Below are 22,075 nucleotides of genomic sequence, written 5' to 3'. Positions count from 1 at the left end.
CCCCCGCCAGGGGGAGGTGGCTGGCACTTGCCAGACGGAGGGGGAGGTAAGGGAAACCTCTGTTCCGTATCCTCCCCCTCCGTCACCTTCGGTGCCACCTCCCCCTGGCGGGAGAGGATCGTGGGGTCGCCCCTCAGCGCGTGACCATGTTGCCGCGGTCGAACAAATCGACAGTCTGCGGCGTGATCCATCCGTAAGAATAATTCAGCTGGAACAGCACGAACAACACCGTCGCCACCAAGGTCACCCGCCACGCCGTTCGCCCCGAACGAAACTCATGCGGCGCGCTTTCGGCCTGGCCGGGGACGTGTTCGCCCCCGACCTCGCGTGTCGTCTTCACGCCGAATGGCAGGACCAGAAACACCGAGAACGACCAGAACAGGATGTAGATCGCGAGTGCCGAGGTCCAGCGCATCGACTCAGCCCTCGATCAGCAGCACGTCAACGATCGGCTGCTTACCGGTCCAGCGCTTGGCGACCTTGCGGACCGCGAGACGGATCTGCTCGCGCATCTTCTCGCTCTCGCGCTTGCCGCCGCGTACCGTGTCCGCTGCCGCCTGGACCGCATCGGCGATGAACGCCGCGCGGTCTTCCTCGACCGGCACACCCTGCACGCGAACCTGCGGCTGGCCGACCATCCGGCCGTCCTTGCCGAGCGCGACACCGACCGAAATCTGGCCGTTGATCGCCAGCTTCCGCCGCTCGCTCAGCGTCGCACCGTCCGCCGGCAGGATCACGTCGCCATCGAGCACCAGGCGCCCGACCGTCGCATTGCCGATCTTCGCCGGGCCCTTGGGCGCAAGACGGATGATGTCGCCGTTGCTCTGCACGATCGCACGCGGAATGCCCTGCTCGAGACCGAAGCGCGCATGCTCCATCATATGACGCATCTCGCCATGCGTCGGCACGAGTACCTCCGGCCGCAGCCAGTCGTACATCTGCGCGAGTTCCGGCTGACCCGGATGCCCCGATACATGGACGTGCGCCTGGCGCTCGGTGATCATGCGGATGCCCTTGGCCGCCAGCGTGTTCTGGATGCGACCGATCTGGACCTCGTTGCCCGGGATCTGCTTCGACGAGAAGATCACCATGTCGTCGGCCTCAAGCGTGATCGTGTGCTGGCCATTGGCGACACGCGCCAACGCCGCGCGCTCTTCACCCTGACCACCGGTGGCGATGATCAGCACCTTGTTCTTGGGCAGGCGCATCGCTTCGTCGGGGCTGATCGTGTCGGGGAAATCCTTCAGATAGCCCGTGGCGCGCGCCACCTTGATGATCCGGTCGAGCGAGCGCCCGGTCACGCACAGCTTGCGGCCGGTTTCCTTCGCGACTTCGCCGAACGTGTGGAGGCGCGCCGCGTTCGACGCGAAGCTGGTGATCATCACGCGGCCCTTGGCCTTGCTGACCTCCTCGAACAGTCCCTTGCGGACGGTGCTCTCGCTGCCCGACGCGGTGGTGTTGAAGATGTTGGTCGAATCGCAGACCAGCACGTCGACTCCCTTGTCGCCGATCGCCATGAAGCCCTCGGGCGTGGTCGGGTTGCCGATCACCGGGTTCTTGTCGAGCTTCCAGTCGCCGGTGTGGAACACGCGACCATAAGGCGTGTCGATCAGCAGCGCGTTCGCCTCGGGGATCGAATGCGACATCTCGACGAAGGTGAAGCCAAACGGCCCGAGCTGGAAATTGCCACCCATCGGGATCATCTTGAGCTTCACGCGGTTGGCGATGCCCTCTTCCTCGAGCTTGCCGCGGATCAGGCCCATCGTGAACGGCGTCGCGTAGATCGGCACGCCGAGGTCTTCGGCGAGGTACGGCAGCGAGCCGATGTGATCCTCATGGCCGTGCGTGATGACGATGCCGAGCAGGTCGTCGATCCGGTCCTCGATAAAGGACAGGTCGGGCAGGATCACGTCGACGCCGGGATATTGCGGATCGGCGAAGGTGATGCCGAGATCGACCATCACCCACTTGCCCTGGCAGCCGTACAGGTTGACGTTCATGCCGATTTCGCCGGAGCCGCCAAGGCCACAGAAAAGGAGTTCGTTCTTCGGAGTCATTGATTACTTTCAGTATTATACAGGAATATGGCCCGCAGGCCGGTCGGCGCGAGCCCAATGGCCCTAGATATGGTGACGATCCCACATCATCGCCAGCCCCTGGATCGTCAGGTCGGCTTCGATGACGTCGAACACGTCGGTCTGTTTCTCGAATAATGTGGCAAGCCCGCCGGTGGCGACGACCTTCACGGGGCGGCCGATCTCGCGCTTCATCCGCGCGACCAGCCCCTCGATCATCGCGACATAGCCCCAATAGATGCCGATGTGCATCTGCGAGACGGTATTGAGCCCGATCACGCTGGTATCCGTCGGTGCCTCGATCGCGATCCGCGGCAGCTTCGCCGCGGCGGTCACTAGTGCGTCGAGCGAAAGGTTGATCCCCGGCGCGATGATCCCGCCCTTGTACGCGCCGCTATAGTCGACGACGTCGAACGTGGTCGCGGTGCCGAAATCGATCACGATCAGATCGCCGGGATGCAGCGCGTGCGCGGCAATCGTGTTGACCGCACGGTCGGCGCCGAGCGAGGCGGGCTCGTCGACGTCGATAGCGATGCCCCATTCAACCGGCGCCTGGCCGGCGATCAGCGCGTCGGTGTTAAAGTATTTCGACGCGAGCACCTGGAGATTGTGGAGCGCGCGCGGCACGACGGTGGCGACGATCACGCCCTCGACCGCGAGGCGATCATGCCCGCCAAGTTGCATCAACTGGCTCAACCACACCGCATACTCGTCCGCCGTCCGCCGCGGATCGGTCGCGATCCGCCAACGTGCGACGATCTCGCCGGCTTCGACCAGCGCGAACACGACATTGGTATTGCCGGCATCGATCGCGAGCAGCATCAGCGGGACCTCAAAGCAGGAAGACGTCGGCAGCGTGAATGACACGCCGCTCGCCAGACGCCAAGCGGAGGATCAGCGCGCCATCAGTGTCGAGCCCGACGAACAGGCCGTCGATCCCGCTGCCGTCGGGGAGGCGAGCGGTCAGCGCGGTACCGGCGGGGTGTGCACAATCGACCCAGCGCTCGCGGACGGGGGCAATGCCCTCGGTCCGCCACCGGCCGATCCAGCGCGCAAAACTATCGGCGAGGATATCGAGGAACATCGCCGGATCGACCACCACGCCATGCGCGGCAAGGTCCGTCGTCGCACGACCGGGCAGATCGGGATGATGCGCAATGTTGACGCCGTAGCCGACGATCACCGCATTGTCCGCACGTTCTAGCAGGATCCCCGACAACTTGGCATCCGCGAGCAGCAGGTCATTGGGCCATTTCAGGACCAGCGTCTCGCTTGTATCGGTCGTACCCTGGCAGATCCCGGCGACGAGGAACGTCGACACGGTTTCCTGCAAGGCGACCGCGGCGACCAGCGCGAGGCTGGCCGCGGGCGGATCGTTCGGTCGCAACCGGACGAGCGTGCTCGCGTAGAGGTTACCCTCGGGCGACGACCATTCGCGCCCGAGCCGCCCCCGCCCCGCCGTCTGCCGGATCGCGCGCAACCAGAGACCGTCGTCGGCACCGCCGCGCGCAAGCTCCAGCAGGTCGGCGTTGGTCGATCCTGTTTCCGCGACGGTGCGGATGATGCTCAGAACAACGCCCGTGCGGCCGCCATCGTCCACGCGCCGAGCACGGGGATGAGGAGGTAGCCGGCTGGCGACACAAACACCGCGGCGATGGCGATCAGGCCACCCTCGACCTTGCTCTCCATCGGCGCGAACGCGGGTGCCGGATCGTCGAAGTACATCGTCTTGACGACGCGCAGATAATAATACGCGCCGATCACCGAAGCGGCGATGCCCACCACGGCCAGCGGGAACAGTCCGGCGTCGACCGCTGCGCTGAACACCGCGAACTTTGCGTAGAAGCCGAACAGCGGCGGGATGCCGGCGAGGCTGAACATGAAGATCGCGAGCGCCGCGGCGAGTGCAGGCCGCGTCCGGGACATACCGGCGAGGCTGTCGATCGTCTCGACCGGCTGCCCGTCGTCACCACGCATCTGCAACACCACCAGGAACGAACCCAGCGTCATCGCGACGTAGATCGTCAAATACATCAGCACGCCCGACACGCCTTCCGGCGTTCCGGCCGCAAGACCGATCAGCGCGAAGCCGACGTTGTTGATCGACGAGTATGCGAGCAGCCGCTTGATGTTCGTCTGGCCGATCGCCGCGACAGCACCGAGGATGATCGAGGCGAGTGCCGCGAAGATCACGATCTGGCGCCACTGGTCGGTCGCCGGGCCCATCGCATCGACCGCCACGCGGACGCTGAGCGCAAGCGCCGCGACCTTGGGGGCGGACGCGAAGAACGCGGTGACCGGGGTCGGTGCGCCCTCGTACACGTCGGGCGTCCACATGTGGAACGGCACGGCGCTGATCTTGAACGCGAGGCCTGCGAATACGAACACCAGACCAAACAGCAAGCCGAGCGACTTTGTGCCGGCATAGGCTTCCGAGATGCCCGAGAACAACGTCGTGCCGCTGAACCCGTAGACCAGCGAGATGCCGTACAGCAGGATGCCGCTCGCGAGCGCGCCGAGCACGAAATACTTCAGGCCGGCTTCCGCCGAACGCCCGTCGCGCCGCATGAAGCTGGCAAGGACATAGGCCGCAAGGCTCTGGAGCTCGAGACCGACATACAGCGTGAGCATGTCGGTGGCGGAAACCATGATCCCCATGCCGCAGGCCGACAGCAGAATCAGCACCGGATATTCCGGACGCAGATCGTCGCCGTGGGTACGCGCGAAGAAGCTCGGCGCCATCACGATCGCGACCGCCGAGGCGATGTAGATCAGCACCTTGGCGAACGCGCCGAACGCGTCCGCGCGGTACAGGCCATCGAACGCATAGCCGCCCGACGAGGCCGGACCGACCAATGCGATCCCTGCCCCGACCAGCACGAACACGGCGGCGATCGAGACGGCGCGCGTGGACTTGTCCCCGCCCCAGGCCGAGACGAGCATCAGGGCGATCGCACCCAACGCCAGCACCAGTTCGGGCAGCGTCATTGCGATGTTAGCGGCGTAATCCATCAGTGTGCCTCCCCGTGCGCGGCACTATGGACGGTTGCGGCGGGCTTCCCCGCAGTTGGGTTGGAATCGCTGGCCGGCTTGGCGCGGTCGACACGGGCGAGAAGCACACCCACATCCTTGCGCATCGGAGCCAGGAAGCTCTCGGGATACACGCCCATCCACAGCACGACGGCCGCGATCGGTGCAAGCAGCCACATCTCGCGACCCGACAGGTCGACCATCGCGCGGACGTCATCCGACTTGATCTCGCCGAACACGACGCGACGGTAAAGGAACAGCATGTACGCGGCGCCCAGGATGATGCTCGTCGTGCAGAGCAACGCCGTCCAAGTCGAGACCTGATACGTGCCCATCAACGACAGGAACTCGGCGACGAAGCCGCTGGTGCCCGGCAAGCCGATCGAGGCCATCGTAAAGAACAGGAAGAAGATCGCGTACTTAGGCATGTTGATCGCGAGGCCGCCATAGCGCGAGATCTCGCGGGTATGGAGCTGGTCGTAGATCACGCCGACGCACAGGAACAACGCGCCCGATACCAGGCCGTGGCTCAGCATCATGATCATCGCGCCTTCGATGCCCTGACGGTTGAACGCGAACAGGCCGATCGTGACGATCGCCATATGCGCGACCGACGAATAGGCGATCAGCTTCTTCATGTCCGACTGCACGAGTGCGACGAGCGACGTGTAGATTACCGCGACCGCCGACAGACCGAAGATCAGCCAGGTCAGCTGACCCGAAGCTTCGGGGAACATCGGCAGCAGGAAGCGCAGGAAGCCGTATCCGCCGAGCTTCAGCAGCACGCCCGCCAGGATCACCGAGCCTGCGGTCGGCGCCTGGACGTGCGCGTCGGGCAACCAGGTATGGACCGGCCACATCGGCATCTTGACCGCGAACGACGCGAAGAACGCCAGCCACAGCCACGTTTGTACGTGCGCCGGGAAGTCGTAGTTCATCAGCGCCGGGATGCTGGTCGTGCCCGCGGTCTTCGCCATATAGAGCATCGCGATGAACATCAGGACCGAGCCGAGCAGCGTGTACAGGAAGAACTTGTACGACGCGTAAATCCGGTTCGCGCCGCCCCAGATGCCGATGATCAGGTACATCGGTATCAGGCCGGCTTCGAAGAACACGTAGAACAGGAACAGGTCCTGCGCCGCGAACGTGCCGATCATCAGCACTTCGGTGAACAGGAACGCCGCCATGTATTCCGGCACGCGGGTCGTGATCGAGCGCCAGCTGGCACCGATGCAGATCGGCATCAGGAACACGCTGAGCATGATCAGCATCAACGCGAAGCCATCGATGCCGAGCGACCAGCCGAACGGGCCGAAGATGCCGGGGGCATGCTCGACGAACTGCCACTGCGCGCCGCCGATGTCGTAGTTCATCCACAGCATGATGCCGAGAACGAAGTCGATCAGCGTCGCCGCCAGAGCCAGCGTCCGCGCCGTGTTCGCCGAAACGAACAGGCACACGACGGCCGCGATCATCGGGACCGCGATCAGGACGGATAGGATAGGAAAGCCGGTCATTACAGTCCGATCGCCCAGGTTACGGCTGCGGTCAGCCCGATCAGCATGACGAAGGCATAGGTGTAGAGGTATCCCGTCTGGAAGCGGTTGGCCACGCGACTGCCGATCTGGACGACCCAGGTCGCGCCGTCTGGCCCGAACCGGTTGATCGTCTTCTCGTCGCCGCGGTGCCACAGGAAGCGGCCGATCGCGAACGCCGGGCGGACGAAGATGAGGTCATACAGCTCGTCGAAATACCACTTATGCAGCAGGAAGTCGTAGAGCACGCCGAACTGTTCGACGACCTTGGCCGGGAACGTTGGTGCCTTGATATAGGCGTACCAAGCGGTCAGCAGGCCGAGCAGCATCGCGATTGTCGCCGACAGTTTGATCAGCAACGGCACGCCGTGCATCTCGTGCATCAGATGTTCGCGGAACGCGAGTGCGCCCTTCCAGAACTCTTCGCCTGCGGTCGGTTCGATGAAGAACCCGTGGAACACGAAGCCAGCGAGAACCGCACCGACCGACAGAACGATCAGCGGGATCAGCATCGGCAGCGGGCTCTCATGCGGGTGATACCCACCGTCGCCTTCGGCCGGCGCATGTTGCGCGTCGTGAGGATCGTGCGGCGCATGGCCTGCATCCTCGGCCTTGGCCGGATTCGCATGGTGATCGTCCGCATGATGCGCGTCGTGTGCGTGGTCGTCATGACCATGGGCATCGTGGAGCGCATGCTGGATATGCTCCGATGTGGCCCAGCGCGGCTTGCCCCAGAAGGTCAGGAACATCACGCGCCACGAATAGAAGCTGGTCAGCAACGCGACGAGCACACCGACGAACCACACACCAGGCTGACCCGCAGCCCAGCTCGCCTCGATAATCGCATCCTTCGAATGGAAGCCTGCGAACCCGATCGCGGTGTTGCCGAAGATGCCGGGGATGCCAACGCCGGTGATCGCGAGCGTACCCGCCATCATCGCCCAGAACGTCACCGGGATCTTCTTACGCAGGCCACCATAATAGCGCATGTCCTGCTCGTGATGCATCGCATGGATGACCGAGCCGGCGCCGAGGAACAGCAGCGCCTTGAAGAACGCGTGCGTGAAGAGGTGGAACATCGCCGCGCCGTACGCGCCGACACCGGCCGCGAAGAACATGTAGCCGAGCTGCGAACAGGTCGAATACGCGATCACGCGCTTGATGTCGGTCTGCACCAGGCCGCAAGTCGCCGCGAACAGGCAGGTGGCGGCACCGACCGAGGTGACCACGGTCAGCGCGACCGGGCTCATCTCGAACATCGGCGACAGGCGGCAGACCATGAACACGCCGGCCGTAACCATCGTCGCTGCGTGGATCAGCGCCGACACCGGGGTCGGGCCTTCCATCGCGTCCGGCAGCCAGGTGTGCAGGCCAAGCTGCGCCGACTTGCCCATCGCACCGACGAACAGAAGTAAGCAGAGCACCGTCATCGTGTCGAAGCGGTAGCCGAGAAAGCCGAGCGTCGAGCCCGCCATACCGGGGGCCGCGGCCAGGATCTCGGGTATCGAGACCGTGCCGAACACCAGGAATGTGCCGAAGATGCCGAGCATGAAGCCAAGATCGCCGACGCGGTTGACCACGAACGCCTTGATCGCGGCCGCGCTGGCCGACGGCTTGCGGAACCAGAACCCGATCAGGAGGTAGGATGCGAGACCCACGCCCTCCCAGCCGAAGAACATCTGCACGAGGTTGTTGGCGGTCACGAGCATCAGCATCGCGAAGGTGAACAGCGACAGATACGCGAAGAAGCGCGGCTGGTCGGGATCCTCGTCCATATAGCCCCAGCTATACAGATGCACGAGCGCCGAGACCGACGTCACGACCACGAGCATCACCGCAGTCAGCGCATCGACGCGCAGCGACCACGCGACGTTCATGTCGCCCGAGTGGATGAAGTCGAGCAGCGGCGCGACGGTGGCCGTGCTGGTGCCCGAGAGGAAGCCGATGAAGATGGGCCAGGACAACAGGCACGACGCGAACAGCGCAGCCGTGGTGACGATTTTCGCCGGCACGTTGCCGATCGCGCGATTGCCGAACCCGGCAACGATCGCGGCCAGTAACGGCAGGAAGACGATAAGCTGGATCAACCGTATTACCCCTTCATCCGGTTGACGTCGTCGACCGCGATGGTGCCGCGACCGCGGAAATAGATCACGAGAATGGCGAGGCCGATCGCGGCTTCACCCGCGGCGACCGTCAGCACGAACATCGCGAACACCTGTCCGACGAGATCGTGGAGGAACGCCGAGAACGCGACGAGATTGATGTTCACCGCCAGCAGGATCAGCTCGATCGCCATCAGGATGACGATGAGGTTCTTGCGGTTCAGGAAGATGCCGAGCACCCCCATCGTGAACAGGATCGCCGCGACGACCAGATAATGGACGAGACCGATCGTCACAGTTCGACTCCCTGCCCGACGACCGGGCTCGTGTTGCGCGTGGCATCTTGCGGACGACGCGCGTTCTGGCGGCTGATGTTCTGCGCCTTGACGCCGCCACGCTGGCGGTGGGTCAGCACGATCGCCCCGATCATCGCGACCAGCAGCACCAGGCCGGCCCCCTCGAACACGAACAGATAGCGCGTGTAGAGCAGGTTACCGATCGCCTGGATGTTCGGCACGGTGTCGTCGATCGGTGCGGCACGACGTGCGAGCTGGATCGGGCCGGTGCTCCACGCGCCGATCGCGATCATCACCTCGGCCGCGAGTGCAACCGCAAGTGCGAGCCCGATCCCGAAATACCGGGCGACGCCAGCGCGCAACTCGGTGAAGTCGATGTCGAGCATCATGACCACGAACAGGAACAACACTGCGACCGCGCCGACATAGACGATGACGAGCAGCATCGCGATGAACTCGGCACCGACCAGGATCATTAGGCCGGCCGCGTTGAAGAACGCGAGGATCAGCCACATCACCGAATGGACCGGGTTGCGCGACGCGATCGTCAAAGCGCCCGACAGGACGACGACGAAGGCGAAGAGATAGAAGGCTAAGGCCTGAATCATGAGGTCCTCGTCACCCCAGCGAACGCTGGGGTCTCAAGCCGCGCGGGCGCGCTCTGAAACGGGGAGATCCCAGCCTGCGCTGGGATGACGGAGTTGATCTGTGTCATCGCGGCGCTCGCTTAACGGTACGGCGCATCGGCGGCAAGGTTCGCCGCGATCGCGCTTTCCCAACGGTCGCCATTATCGAGCAGCTTCGACTTGTCGTAGATCAGCTCTTCGCGCGTCTCGGTGGCGAACTCGTAGTTCGGCCCCTCGACGATGGCATCGACCGGGCACGCCTCGGCACACAGGCCGCAATAGATGCACTTGGTCATGTCGATGTCGTAGCGCGTGGTGCGGCGCGAGCCGTCGTCGCGCGGCTCGGCCTCGATCGTGATCGCCTGTGCGGGGCACACGGCCTCGCAAAGCTTGCACGCGATGCACCGCTCTTCGCCGTTCGGATAGCGACGCAGCGCATGCTCGCCCCGGAACCGCGGCGACACGGGATTGCGCTCGTACGGATAGTTGATCGTCGCCTTTTCCTTGAAGAAATAGCGAAGCGTCAACGCGTGCGCCTTCACGAATTCCCACAGGGTAAACGACTTGATGATCTGAGCGACGCTCATGAACCCACTCCAACGCGCGTCAGCATGAGATAGCCCGACACGAGGAAAACCCAGAACAGCGAGACGGGGAGGAAGACCTTCCAGCCGAGCCGCATCAGCTGATCGTAGCGATAGCGCGGCACGGTCGCCTTCACCCAGCTGAACAGGAAGAAGAAGAACAGGATCTTGGCGAACAGCCAGATGATCCCCGGCACGTAGTACAGCGGCGCCCAGTCGACCGGTGGCAGCCAGCCGCCCCAGAACAGCGTCGCGTTGAGCGCGCACATCAGCAGCACGTTGGCGTACTCGCCAAGCCAGAACAGCGCGAACGACATCGACGAATATTCGGTCTGGTACCCGGCGACGAGCTCGCTCTCCGCCTCGGTCAGATCGAACGGTGCACGCTGCGTCTCGGCCAGCGACGAGATGAAGAACATCACCGCCATCGGGAACATCAGCGGGTTCAGGATGTACCCGTTGAAGAACCAGACGTGCGACTTCTGCGCCATCACGATCGCCGACAGGTTGAAGCTGCCGGTCCACAGCACGACCGAAATCAGGATGAAGCCGATCGCGACCTCATACGACACCATCTGCGCGGCCGCACGAAGCGCCGAATAGAACGGGTATTTCGAGTTGGACGCCCAGCCCGACAGGATGATCCCGTAGACGCCGAGCGACGAGGCCGCGAGCACGTAGAGCAGCCCGACATTGATGTCCGCGAGCACAACGCCGACGCCGAACGGCACCACCGCCCAAACGATCAGCGCGACCGTGAAGGTGATGATCGGCGCCAGCAGGAACAGCGTGCGGTTGGCGGCTGCGGGGACGATCGTCTCCTGCAGGAACACCTTCAGGCCGTCGGCGAAGCTCTGCAGCAGACCGAACGGACCGACGACGTTGGGACCGCGACGCAGCGCCATCGCCGCCCAGATCTTGCGATCGGCATAGATGATCATCGCCACCGCCAGCATCAGCGGCAGTGCGATCACGAGGATGTCGATGATCGTCGCGAGGAAGAACGCCCAGTCGTAACCGAGCGAGGATTCGAACCAAGAGATCATTCGGCTGCCTCCGCGTAATCTTCTCCGTGGAGAAGTTCAGCCGAGCAGCGCTGCATCGTCGGCGACGCACGGCAGATCGCGTTGGTCAGGTAGAAGTCCTTGATCGGATAGCCGACGAGAACGCCCTCCCCTTCACCCGAAAGCGAAGGCGGGTTCCACTCGAACGTAGCGAGCGCTTGGTGGCGCAACGCGGGGACGTCCGCGTACATCTCCTCGCGGAGGCCCTCGAAGCTGTCGAACGGCAGCGTGTGGCTGAGCGTGTCCGACAGCGCGCGGAAGATCGACCAGTCGTCACGCGCGTCGCCCGGTGCGAACACCGCACGCTCGCCGCGCTGGACACGTCCTTCGAGATTGACCCACGTGCCCGACTTCTCGGCATAGGTGACGCCCGGCAGGATGACGTCGGCAGCTGCAGCCCCCTTGTCGCCGTGATGACCCACGAACACCTTGAAGCCTACGAACTTCGAATAGTCGACCTCGTCCGCGCCGAGGAAGAAGCCGAGCTTCGCCCCCATCACGTCGGCGATGCCGCCCGTCTGTGCATAGCCGAGCATCAGCCCTCCCATCCGCGAGGCCGCCATGTGGACGACATTGAAGCCGTTCCAGCCTTCCTTCACGAGACCCAGCGTATCGACCAGCTTCAGCGCAGCCGCATGGCCACCCTTCAGCGCGCCGCCACCGACGATCACCATCGGACGCGCAGCCTTGCCAAACGCCTCGGTCACCGCCTCAGGCAGAGCGCCGAGCATCGCAAGATCGTCGCCAAGCCACTCGACCTTGTACGTCAGGTCCGTCTCCGGCCCGATCGCGAAGACCTTCGCGCCCTTCTTGATCGCTTTCCGCACCCGCGTGTTCACCAACGGCGCTTCCCAGCGCAGATTGGTGCCCACCAGCAGGATCGCGTCGGCGCGCTCGGTGCCGGCGATCGTCGTGTTGAAATTGACCGCGGCGATGCTCGTCGCGTCATAGTCCATGCCGGTCTGACGGCCTTCGAGCAGGCTCGAACCCATCTTCGCGAGCAACGCCTTGGCGGCGTACATCGTCTCGCAATCGACCAGATCGCCAGCGACAGCCGCGACGCTCGATCCAGCGTTTACCGCCCTGATCGCCGCAAACGCTTCATCCCACGTCGCGGGAACCAGCTTGCCGTTCACGCGGACATAAGGCTTGTCGAGACGACGACGCACGAGACCGTCGATCGCGTGGCGGGTCTTGTCGGTCGCCCACTCCTCGTTCACGTCCTCGTTGATCCGCGGTACGCACCGCAGCACCTGGCGACCACGGCTGTCGAGCCGGATGTTGGTGCCGACCGCATCCATCACGTCGATCGTCAGCGTCTTGCGCAACTCCCAAGGACGCGCCTCGAACGCATACGGCTTCGACGTCAGCGCGCCCACCGGGCAAAGATCGACGACGTTGCCCGACAGCTCGCTCTTGACCGCATTCTCGAGATACGAGGTAATCTGCATGTCCTCGCCGCGGAAGATCGCACCGATTTCCTCGACGCCGGACACTTCCTCGGCGAACCGGATGCAGCGTGTGCACTGGATGCAGCGGGTCATGACCGTCTTGACGATCGGGCCCATGTACTTCTCGGTGACCGCGCGCTTGTTCTCGTCGTAGCGCGAATGGCCGCGACCGTACGCGACCGACTGGTCCTGCAGATCGCACTCGCCGCCCTGATCGCAGATCGGGCAATCGAGCGGATGGTTGATCAGCAGGAATTCCATGATGCCCTCGCGGGCATTCTTGACCATCGGCGAGTTGGTGAAGATCTCCTGCTTGTCCGCCGCCGGCAGCGCGCACGACGCCTGCGGCTTGGGCGGACCAGGCTTCACCTCGACCAGGCACATCCGGCAATTGCCGGCGATGCTCAGCCGCTCGTGATAACAGAAACGCGGGATCTCCTTGCCGGCAAGCTCGCACGCCTGCAGCACGGTGGCGCCCTGCGGCACCTCGATCTCTACGCCATCGACTTTGACTAAGGGCATTACTCTGCGGCTTCCATCATCGGCGCGGTGTCGCCACCGCGCTCACGGATACGGCGCTCCATCTCGGGGCGGAAATGCTTGATCAGGCCTTGGATCGGCCATGCGGCTGCGTCGCCGAGCGCGCAGATCGAGTGACCCTCGACCTGCTTGGTGACCTGCTGGAGCATGTCGATCTCGGACAGTTCGGCGTCGCCGGTGCGCATCCGCTCCATCACGCGCCACATCCAGCCCGTGCCTTCGCGGCACGGCGTGCACTGGCCGCAGCTCTCGTGCTTGTAGAAGTACGAGATGCGGCTGATCGCGCGGACGATGTCGGTCGACTTGTCCATGACGATGATCGCCGCGGTGCCGAGGCCCGAACCGACTGCCTTCAAGCCGTCGAAGTCCATCGCGCAGTCCATGATCTGCGCGGCGGGCACCAGCGGCACGGACGAGCCACCCGGGATCACCGCGAGCAGATTGTCCCACCCGCCACGGATGCCACCGCAATGCGTCTCGATCAGGTCGCGGAACGAGATGCTCATCTCTTCCTCGACCACGCAGGGCTTGTTCACGTGGCCGCTGATCTGGAACAGCTTGGTGCCGCGGTTGTTCTCCGCGCCGAAGCTGGAGAACCACGCCGCGCCACGCCGCAGGATCGTGGGGGCAACCGCGATCGACTCGACGTTGTTGACCGTCGTCGGGCAGCCATAAAGACCGGCACCTGCCGGGAAAGGAGGCTTGAGCCGCGGCTGGCCCTTTTTCCCCTCGAGGCTCTCCAACATCGCGGTCTCTTCGCCGCAGATGTAAGCGCCAGCGCCACGGTGCACGAACACATCGAAGTCGTAGCCCGACCCGCACGCGTTCTTGCCGATGAAGCCGCGATCATACGCTTCGGCGACGGCCGCGAACAGCGTCTCGGCCTCGCGAATATATTCGCCGCGGATGTAGATGTACGCGGCACGCGCACGCATCGCGAACCCGGCGATCAGCGCGCCCTCGATCAGCTTGTGCGGATCGTGGCGGATGATCTCGCGATCCTTGCAGCTGCCCGGCTCGGACTCATCGGCGTTGATCACGAGGAAGTTCGGCCGATCGGGCTTCGGCTCCTTCGGCATGAACGACCATTTGGTACCGGTCGGGAAGCCCGCACCGCCACGGCCGCGTAGACCCGACGCCTTCATCACGTCGATGATCGCGTCCTGGCCGAGCGCCATCAGGTCCTTGGTATTGTCCCAATCGCCGCGCATGATCGCTGCGTCGATATTCCACGGCTGAAAACCGTAGACGTTGGTAAAGATGCGGTCCTTATCGGCGAGCATCAGGCCCACTCCCCCCGGTAATCGTGGTTCGCGTCGACCATCGCCTTCAGCGAGGTCGGGCCGCCTTCGGGGCAGCTCGCGCGACGACCGAATTGCGGACCCGGCGTCGGGTGCCCGCCATTGGCCAGCGCCTCGAGGATCTCGGTCGTCTTGTCGTAGTCGAGGTCTTCGAAGTTATCGTCGTTGATCTGCACCATCGGCGCATTCGCGCACGTGCCCAGGCACTCGACTTCGGTCAGCGTGAACATGCCGTCCGGCGTCGTGCCGCCCTTGACCAGCCCACGGTTCTTGCACGCAGCCAGAACGTCGTCCGACCCGCGCAGCATGCACGGCGTCGTGCCGCAGACCTGGACGTGGAAGCGACCGACCGGCGCCAGATTAAACATCGTGTAAAAGGTTACGACCTCATACACGCGCATGTACGGCACGCTGATCTGACGCGCGACGAACTCGATCACCGGTACCGGCAACCAGCCCTGCGTCTGCGTTTCCGCGCCGACCTGGCGCTGTGCCAGATCGAGCAACGGAATTGACGCCGACTGCTCACGACCCTTGGGATAGCGCCCGAGAATCTCGTTCGCCTTCACCTGGTTCTCGTCCGTCCACGCGAACGAACCCCAGCGTGCGCGGGTCTCGGCCTCGTCGGGAATTTTCGGAGCTTCAGCCATCAGCGGTCACATTCACCAAAAACGATATCCATCGCGCCGAGGATCGCGGTCGTATCCGCCAGCATGTGGCCCTTCGCCATGAAGTCCATGGCCTGCAGATGCGAGAACGCGGTCGGGCGGATCTTGCAGCGGTACGGCTTGTTCGAGCCATCGGCGACCAGGTACACGCCGAACTCGCCCTTGGGGCTCTCGGTCGCGACATAGACGTCGCCGGCGGGCACGTGGAAGCCCTCCGTGTAGAGCTTGAAGTGATGGATCAGCGCTTCCATCGACTGCTTCATCTCAGCACGCTTGGGCGGCACGACCTTGCGGTCGAGCGACGCGATCGGCCCCTCGGGCATGTCGCGCAGGCACTGCTTCATGATCCGCGCGGACTGACGCACTTCCTCGACGCGCACCATGAACCGGTCATAGCAATCGCCGCGCGTGCCGACCGGCACTTCGAAGTCCATCTTGGCATAGGCATCGTAGGGCTGCGACTTGCGCAGATCCCAGGCGATCCCCGAGCCACGGATCATCGGGCCCGAAAAGCCCCACTTGATCGCGTCGTCGCGGCTGACCACGGCGATGTCGACGTTGCGCTGCTTGAAGATGCGGTTGTCCGCGACGAGCGAGATCGCATCCTCGAACAGCCGCGGCAGGCGCGTGTCGAGCCAGTCGCCGATATCGGCGAGCAGCTTCAACGGCGCATCCTGATGCACGCCACCCGGACGGAAATAGTTCGAATGCATGCGTGCGCCCGAGACGCGCTCGAAGAAGTTCATGCAGTCTTCGCGGATCTCGAAAAGCCACAGGTTCGGCGTCATCGCGCCGACGTCCATGACATGCGACCCGAGGTTGAGCATGTGGTTCGAGATGCGCGTCAGCTCGGCGAAGAACACCCGCAGATACTGCGCACGCTCGGGCACCTCGAGATCGAGCAGCTTCTCGACCGCCAGTACCCAGCTATGCTCCATGCACAAGGGCGAGCAATAATCGAGACGATCGAAATACGGCAGTGCCTGCGTGTACGTCTTGTACTCGATCAGCTTCTCGGTGCCGCGATGGAGCAGGCCGACATGCGGATCGACGCGCTCGACGATCTCGCCGTCCAGCTCCATGACGAGGCGCAACACGCCGTGCGCCGCGGGATGCTGCGGACCGAAGTTGATCGTGTAGTTCTGGATCGTAACGTCGCCGGTCGTGGGATCGGCTGCGTCGGCTTCACCCAGAAGCTCTTCGACATACAGACTCACTGGTTCTGTCCCCCGCTAGCATTGGCACCCTTGGTCGGGACCACGTCGGGGTTCGCAGGCTTCGGCGTCGCGTCGGACTCCGACTTGCCGGCGCCCGTCTGCGCGGTCGACTCGGTGCTCTTGGGTTCGGTCGGCGCCTGCGTCGGCGACTGCGCCGCATCCGCCTTGACGATGGTGTCGGCCTTGAGCGGCGTCGGAGCACCCTTGGCCTCGGGCAATGCGCCCTTCTCGTCGCCGGGGAGCACGTAGTTCGCGCCCTCCCAAGGGCTCATGAAATCGAACGTACGGAAATCCTGCGCAAGCTGCACAGGCTCGTACACGACGCGCTTCGACTCTTCCGAATAGCGCAGCTCGACATACCCGGTCAGCGGGAAGTCCTTGCGCTGCGGGTGGCCGCGAAAACCATAGTCGGTCAGGATGCGGCGCAGGTCCGGATTGCCGCTGAACAGCACGCCGTACATGTCGTACACTTCGCGCTCGAGCCAACCGGCGACCGGCCAGATGTCCGTCACCGACGGCACCGGCTTTTCCTCGTCCGTCGCGACATGCACGCGCAGGCGATGGTTCCGCGTCAGCGACAGCATGCAATAGACGACCTCGAACCGCTCTGCGCGATCCGGATAGTCGACGCCGGCGATCTCCATGAGCTGCTGATAAGCAAGCCCCGGCGTATCGCGCAGCGCGATCATCGCGTCGTACAGGTCTTCGCGACGAACGTGCAGCGCGACTTCGCCGACATGGTCGACCGCGTCGAGCAGCATGCCACCGAGCGCCGCGCGGGCGCTGTCGATCACACCGTCGTTCGACGTGTAAGCTGGTGCGGGAGCCCTCAACGCTCGATGCTCCCGGACCGCCGGATCTTCCGCTGCAACTGCATGATGCCGTACAGCAAAGCCTCAGCCGTCGGCGGGCACCCGGGGACGTAGATGTCCACCGGCACGATCCGATCGCAGCCACGGACGACGCTGTAGCTGTAATGATAATAGCCGCCGCCGTTCGCACATGATCCCATCGAGATCACGTACTTCGGCTCCGACATCTGGTCGTAGACCTTGCGGAGTGCCGGGGCCATCTTGTTGCACAACGTGCCGGCGACAATCATCACGTCCGACTGGCGCGGCGACGCGCGCGGTGCGGCGCCGAAGCGCTCGAGATCGTAGCGCGGCATGTTGACGTGGATCATCTCGACCGCGCAGCAAGCGAGCCCGAACGTCATCCACCACAGCGAGCCGGTACGCGCCCACTGGAACAGCTCCTCGGTCGACGTAACGAGGAAACCCTTGTCCGTCAGCTCACCGTTCAATCCGTCGAAAAAGCCCTGGTCGGGTGGCACCAGCGAACTGGGCGAACCGGGTGCGGGCTGAAGCTCTACTCCCAATCGAGTGCTCCCTTCTTCCATGCGTAGACGAGGCCAAGGGCCAATTCGCCGATAAAGATCATCATCGAAATCCACGCGGTCCAGCCGAGCGTGAAGACCGAGACGGCCCAGGGATACAGGAACGCGGCCTCGAGATCGAAGATGATGAAGAGGATGGCGATCAGGTAGAAGCGTACGTCGAACTGGCTGCGCGGATCCTCGAATGCGGGAAAGCCGCACTCGTATTCGCTGAGCTTCTCAGGCGTAGGCTTGTGTGACCCCGTGAGGCGCGAGACGGCCATCGGCAGGAACACGAACGTGCTCGACAATGCGATGGCGATCCCGAGGAACAGGAGGATCGGAAGATAGTGCGACAGGTCGACCAAATTGCTTCTCGCAAGTGCGAACGGAACGGGGCCGCTTTAGGCCGATGGGGGGTGATGGGCAAGGCGTGGAGGGTGTGAGAATCACTCGCAAGTGGAGGGGCTGGGGTCGCGGGAAACATGCGTTACCTGGCGCGCACGAGCGTTGGCGCTCCATGACGTCGCCGATACCGATCCGTCACCTCGGACGTGTTCGGCGCCTTGCTGAGAAGCAAAGACGACGCCGCGTTCGAACGACAGTCCCCGCCTCCTTGTTCTCCCGCGAAGGCGGGAGCCCAGTCTGGATCCCCGCCTTCGCGGGGAGACAAGCTAACTTCTGCTCTAGGGGGTACACCGAGTAGTTCTGAGGTCCCCCGGCACCGCAAACAAACGAGGGACGAAATTGTGCGCGAGTGGATGCCGGAAAAAGCGCGGGATGACGGACTGCGCGCTAACGAGGCCCGACCTCACGATCCTCCCCCGCCAGGGGGAGGTGTCGCCGAAGGTGACGGAGGGGGAAGACACGGAACAACCGTTGCTCGTTCCTCCCCCTCCGTCAGGCAAACGCCTGCCACCTCCCCCTTGCGGGGGAGGATTGGTCATCCGCTTTAACGCAGTGCGCCGGCCACCAGCTTGTGCAGACGCGAGTGCAGTGCATCGTTCGCAGCGAGGAACTCGTTACGCTCCATCGCACGATCGCCACCGCGGAAGTCGGTGACGAAACCGCCGGCCTCCTTCACGAGCAACATGCCAGCCGCAACATCCCAAGGCTTCAGGTTCGATTCCCAGAACCCGTCGAACCGGCCCGCGGCAAGCCAAGCCAGGTCAAGCGCCGCAGCGCCCAAACGACGGATCCCCGCAACCTCAGGCGCAACCGCGCCGAAAATCCGGCTCCACTGCGCGAAGTCGCCATGACCGAGGAACGGAATCCCCGTCGCGATCAGCGATTCGGACAAATCACGCCGCGACGACACGCGGAGACGCTGGTCGGTGAGCCAAGCACCCCGCCCCTTCTCCGCCCAGAAGCTCTCGTCGGTCAGCGGCTGATACACGAGCGCAGTCGTGACTTCACGCTTGCCGTTAGGCATCGGCTCTTCGACCGCGATCGAGATGCAGAAATGCGGGATGCCGTGGAGGAAGTTCGACGTGCCATCGAGCGGATCGACGATGAACCGCGGCTTGTTGGGGTCACCCTCGACCTCGCCGCGCTCTTCCATCAGCATGCCCCAGTCGGGACGCGCGTGCGAAAGTTCTTCGAAGATCGTCTGCTCGGCGCGCTGGTCGGCCTGGCTGACGAAGTCGGCCGGACCCTTGCGGCTCACCTGGAGCTGCTGGACCTCGTTGAAGTCGCGGCGCAGGCGCGGCGCGGCCTTGCGGGCGGCGCGCTCGATGACGGTCATGATGCCGGAATGGGAAGCCATTGTATTCTATCTCCCCCCTCCCGCGTGCGGGAGGGGTCGGGGGTGGGCTCGCGCTATCATCGCCGCGCGGCATCGAAATAGTTCGCGCCAGTATCGTCGCGTACCATGGAGGGCGGGCGCCCACCCCCCGGCCCCCTCCCGCTTGCGGGAGGGGGAGCAGTTGTCAGTCCGCGCGCCTAACGTAGGTCTGCTCGTAGACATCGACCACGATCCGTGTGCCAGCACCAATATGCGGCGGCACCATCACGCGCACACCGTTTTCGAGCACGGCAGGCTTATACGAAGACGAGGCAGTCTGCCCCTTAACAACGGCATCCGCCTCGACGATCAGCGCCTCGATCGTGTCGGGCAACTGGACCGAGATCGGCCGCTCTTCCCAAAGCTCCATCACCACGTCCATGCCGTCCTGCAGGAACGCCGCGGCGTCGCCTAGGATGTCGGCATCGAGCGAGATCTGCTCGTAATTGATCTTGTCCATGAAGGTGAGCATGTCGCCCTCGCGAAACAGGAACTGGAAGTCGACGGTCTCGAGCCGCACCTTCTCGACGCTCTCGGCGGAACGGAAGCGGATGTTGTTCTTGCGGCCGTCGATGAGGTTCTTCATCTCGACTTGCATATAGGCACCGCCCTTGCCGGGCTGGGTGTGCTGAATCTTGACGGCGCGCCAGATGCCGCCCTCATATTCAAGAATGTTGCCGGGACGAATCTCGACCGCGTTGATCTTCATGACCGATTCCTGCTGGAAAGAGCTAGGGGCCGTCCGCGAAGCATAACCCTGGGGCATAACTCTGCGGAAACCCGAAGCGGCGGGCTTTAGCGGGACGACCCCCTTCCGGCAAGCATAGGGTAGGGATTCACGTTCTCGCCCTGCCACCAGCGCTGCCCCGGCTGCATCTTGGTCAGCCCGAAGTGCAGGTGGTAATTGCCCGCCCCCGCATCGCCGGTGTCGCCGACATAGCCGAGCGTATCGCCCGCCTTGACCGCCATCCCCTCGCGTATGCCGGCCGCGTACCCGGAAAGATGTGCATAATAATAGGTCCAGCGGCGGTCGGGCGAGCGGACGTAAAGCGTGATGCCGCCAAGCCCGCTCTGAAACAGCTTCTCGACCCGTCCCGGCGCGGCCGCGAGGACCGGCGTCCCACTTGGTGCCATAATGTCGGTCCCGTGATGGCCGCGCAGACCGCCTCCCCGCGCATCGTTCCAGCTATTCGCTATCGCCTTGCGTGGGACGCCCGCCACCGGGACAGCAAGCATGCCTGGCGTCACGGTAACAGCAGCGACCTCGGCGGGAGGCACCGGCTTGCGCCAAGGCACCCGCCGCTCGATGCCGCTACCGCTGCTGCCGAACGACACCATCGAGGCGAACGCGCCGATCGCCACCACGATCAGCCCGAGAATGATCCAGAACGTCCGCGTCATCGCCTCAGGCCTGGAACACGGCCTTGGTCCCCGGCTTGATCATCATCGACAATCGCGCCGCATCCCAATTGGTCAGGCGGATGCAGCCATGGCTCTCCGCACGTCCGATCGTCTCGGGGTTCGGCGTGCCGTGGATGCCGTAATGCTCCTTCGAAAGGTCCATCCAGACGACCCCGACCGGACCGTTCGGCCCCGGCGGCAACATCTCCTTCTGCTGCCCCTTCTTCGCATCCCAGAACAGCGCCGGGTTGAAGTGGAACTTCGGGTTGTAATCAGAACCCTTGATCGTCCACGTGCCGAGCGGCAGCGGATCGTGGCTCGAACCCATCGTCGCGGAGAATTGCGCGATCAGCTTGTCGTTCGCATCGAGCACGCGCAGCACGCCATCCGACTTGTCGACCACGACATGATCCGCCTGCGGCTGCTTCGCATCGACGTTCAGCATGGTGAGCGTCGCGATCCAGTCCGGCTTCAGCTTCGGATCATAAGCGCGCGACGATGGCAACGCGTTCGGGAACACGACCTTGGTACCCGGCGCCAGCTTCGTCGTCGGCGAGTTCAGTGCCACAATCACCGCCGGCGTCGTGTGGAACATCTCGCCAAGCTTCTCCATGACATTCTTGTAACCCAGCGACGGGAGCTCGGCCTGCTTGGCGGGATCCTTCGGGAACGGATTGACGAACGGCCCCGCCAGCATTTCCGGCGTCAGCGCGACCGTCACGGTCGGCCGAGCAGCGCGGTACGGATACAGCGCCTGCAACGTCCGCGCGTCAGGCTTGCCAGTAATCGACAGCCCCTTCGCCTCCTGGAACCCCTTCAGCGCAGCGACCAGCGACTGCCCGCCCCGCCCGTCGAGCACGCCCGGCCCGAAACCAAGATGGTCGAGGATCACCTGCACGTGCAGGATATTGCGATCGATCGGTACGGGTTTGGCGGGCGCGGTCTGCGCTACCGCTGGCGACGCGGCACCCAGCAGGCAGGCCGCAAGAACCGAAGCCTTCATCGCAAATGCCGTCATGCCCAT

General features: G+C 64.0%; 22 protein-coding genes. All 22 read right to left on the bottom strand.

Annotated elements, in window-relative coordinates; translation table 11 throughout:
• Nucleotides 1–133: 133 nt before the first annotated feature.
• On the bottom strand, nt 134–415 hold the full coding sequence (locus IFR23_RS10300; protein WP_192975784.1) for a DUF1467 family protein: 282 nt from the start codon (nt 413–415) through the stop codon (nt 134–136).
• Nucleotides 416–419: 4 nt separating this feature from the next.
• The gene (locus IFR23_RS10295) at nt 420–2,057 is read right to left on the bottom strand and encodes a ribonuclease J (protein ID WP_192975783.1); all 1,638 of its coding nucleotides are present in this window, start codon (nt 2,055–2,057) and stop codon (nt 420–422) included.
• A 63-nt stretch (nt 2,058–2,120) separates the two neighbouring features.
• Nucleotides 2,121–2,897: a type III pantothenate kinase gene (locus IFR23_RS10290; RefSeq protein WP_192975782.1), complete on the bottom strand. Its 777-nt coding sequence runs from the start codon at nt 2,895–2,897 to the stop codon at nt 2,121–2,123.
• A gap of 10 nt (nt 2,898–2,907) precedes the next feature.
• Nucleotides 2,908–3,639 (bottom strand): biotin--[acetyl-CoA-carboxylase] ligase, encoded by a 732-nt coding sequence (locus tag IFR23_RS10285; RefSeq protein WP_192975934.1) that lies wholly within the window; start codon nt 3,637–3,639, stop codon nt 2,908–2,910.
• Nucleotides 3,640–3,641: 2 nt separating this feature from the next.
• Nucleotides 3,642–5,087 carry an NADH-quinone oxidoreductase subunit NuoN gene (gene nuoN / locus IFR23_RS10280; protein WP_060524719.1) on the bottom strand — a complete coding sequence of 482 codons (1,446 nt, stop codon included), beginning with the start codon at nt 5,085–5,087 and terminating at the stop codon, nt 3,642–3,644.
• Nucleotides 5,087–6,622 carry an NADH-quinone oxidoreductase subunit M gene (locus IFR23_RS10275; protein ID WP_093397292.1) on the bottom strand — a complete coding sequence of 512 codons (1,536 nt, stop codon included), beginning with the start codon at nt 6,620–6,622 and terminating at the stop codon, nt 5,087–5,089. The genes nuoN and IFR23_RS10275 overlap by 1 nt, the downstream gene beginning before the upstream one ends.
• Complete coding sequence (gene nuoL / locus IFR23_RS10270; protein ID WP_192975781.1) at nt 6,622–8,727, bottom strand: NADH-quinone oxidoreductase subunit L; 2,106 nt, start codon at nt 8,725–8,727, stop codon at nt 6,622–6,624. Before nuoL ends, IFR23_RS10275 begins: the two co-directional genes overlap by 1 nt.
• Nucleotides 8,728–8,732: 5 nt before the next feature.
• On the bottom strand, nt 8,733–9,041 hold the full coding sequence (nuoK, locus tag IFR23_RS10265) for an NADH-quinone oxidoreductase subunit NuoK (RefSeq protein ID WP_082441002.1): 309 nt from the start codon (nt 9,039–9,041) through the stop codon (nt 8,733–8,735).
• A complete protein-coding gene (locus tag IFR23_RS10260) occupies nt 9,038–9,649 on the bottom strand; it encodes an NADH-quinone oxidoreductase subunit J (RefSeq protein ID WP_056048540.1) in 612 nt (203 codons plus the stop codon). Before IFR23_RS10260 ends, nuoK begins: the two co-directional genes overlap by 4 nt.
• Nucleotides 9,650–9,768: 119 nt before the next feature.
• Nucleotides 9,769–10,254 carry an NADH-quinone oxidoreductase subunit NuoI gene (gene nuoI, locus IFR23_RS10255; RefSeq protein WP_055877898.1) on the bottom strand — a complete coding sequence of 162 codons (486 nt, stop codon included), beginning with the start codon at nt 10,252–10,254 and terminating at the stop codon, nt 9,769–9,771.
• The gene (nuoH, locus tag IFR23_RS10250) at nt 10,251–11,297 is read right to left on the bottom strand and encodes an NADH-quinone oxidoreductase subunit NuoH (protein WP_056058320.1); all 1,047 of its coding nucleotides are present in this window, start codon (nt 11,295–11,297) and stop codon (nt 10,251–10,253) included. The genes nuoI and nuoH overlap by 4 nt, the downstream gene beginning before the upstream one ends.
• Complete coding sequence (gene nuoG, locus IFR23_RS10245; protein ID WP_192975780.1) at nt 11,294–13,288, bottom strand: NADH-quinone oxidoreductase subunit NuoG; 1,995 nt, start codon at nt 13,286–13,288, stop codon at nt 11,294–11,296. The genes nuoH and nuoG overlap by 4 nt, the downstream gene beginning before the upstream one ends.
• Nucleotides 13,288–14,589 carry an NADH-quinone oxidoreductase subunit NuoF gene (gene nuoF / locus IFR23_RS10240; RefSeq protein ID WP_056050371.1) on the bottom strand — a complete coding sequence of 434 codons (1,302 nt, stop codon included), beginning with the start codon at nt 14,587–14,589 and terminating at the stop codon, nt 13,288–13,290. The genes nuoG and nuoF overlap by 1 nt, the downstream gene beginning before the upstream one ends.
• The gene (locus tag IFR23_RS10235; RefSeq protein WP_056048529.1) at nt 14,589–15,257 is read right to left on the bottom strand and encodes a complex I 24 kDa subunit family protein; all 669 of its coding nucleotides are present in this window, start codon (nt 15,255–15,257) and stop codon (nt 14,589–14,591) included. The genes nuoF and IFR23_RS10235 overlap by 1 nt, the downstream gene beginning before the upstream one ends.
• Complete coding sequence (locus IFR23_RS10230; RefSeq protein WP_197978397.1) at nt 15,257–16,468, bottom strand: NADH-quinone oxidoreductase subunit D; 1,212 nt, start codon at nt 16,466–16,468, stop codon at nt 15,257–15,259. The genes IFR23_RS10235 and IFR23_RS10230 overlap by 1 nt, the downstream gene beginning before the upstream one ends.
• A 20-nt stretch (nt 16,469–16,488) precedes the next feature.
• Nucleotides 16,489–17,325: an NADH-quinone oxidoreductase subunit C gene (locus IFR23_RS10225; protein ID WP_192975779.1), complete on the bottom strand. Its 837-nt coding sequence runs from the start codon at nt 17,323–17,325 to the stop codon at nt 16,489–16,491.
• Nucleotides 17,322–17,870 carry a NuoB/complex I 20 kDa subunit family protein gene (locus tag IFR23_RS10220; RefSeq protein ID WP_056058310.1) on the bottom strand — a complete coding sequence of 183 codons (549 nt, stop codon included), beginning with the start codon at nt 17,868–17,870 and terminating at the stop codon, nt 17,322–17,324. The genes IFR23_RS10225 and IFR23_RS10220 overlap by 4 nt, the downstream gene beginning before the upstream one ends.
• Nucleotides 17,861–18,235 carry an NADH-quinone oxidoreductase subunit A gene (locus IFR23_RS10215; protein WP_056048518.1) on the bottom strand — a complete coding sequence of 125 codons (375 nt, stop codon included), beginning with the start codon at nt 18,233–18,235 and terminating at the stop codon, nt 17,861–17,863. Before IFR23_RS10215 ends, IFR23_RS10220 begins: the two co-directional genes overlap by 10 nt.
• A 584-nt stretch (nt 18,236–18,819) precedes the next feature.
• The gene (locus tag IFR23_RS10210) at nt 18,820–19,632 is read right to left on the bottom strand and encodes an inositol monophosphatase family protein (protein ID WP_133031328.1); all 813 of its coding nucleotides are present in this window, start codon (nt 19,630–19,632) and stop codon (nt 18,820–18,822) included.
• A 163-nt stretch (nt 19,633–19,795) separates the two neighbouring features.
• Nucleotides 19,796–20,359 (bottom strand): elongation factor P, encoded by a 564-nt coding sequence (gene efp, locus IFR23_RS10205; RefSeq protein WP_093397280.1) that lies wholly within the window; start codon nt 20,357–20,359, stop codon nt 19,796–19,798.
• Between the two features lie 86 nt (nt 20,360–20,445).
• A complete protein-coding gene (locus IFR23_RS10200; RefSeq protein ID WP_192975778.1) occupies nt 20,446–21,051 on the bottom strand; it encodes a M23 family metallopeptidase in 606 nt (201 codons plus the stop codon).
• Between the two features lie 4 nt (nt 21,052–21,055).
• The gene (locus IFR23_RS10195; protein WP_244655586.1) at nt 21,056–22,069 is read right to left on the bottom strand and encodes a L,D-transpeptidase family protein; all 1,014 of its coding nucleotides are present in this window, start codon (nt 22,067–22,069) and stop codon (nt 21,056–21,058) included.
• Nucleotides 22,070–22,075: the final 6 nt, after the last annotated feature.

The organism is Sphingomonas sp. CFBP 13603, from assembly GCF_014892665.1.
Taxonomy (GTDB): Bacteria; Pseudomonadota; Alphaproteobacteria; order Sphingomonadales; family Sphingomonadaceae; genus Sphingomonas.
The sequence above is the reverse complement of the archived record's forward strand: the minus strand, read 5'-3'. Positions and strand labels throughout refer to the sequence as shown.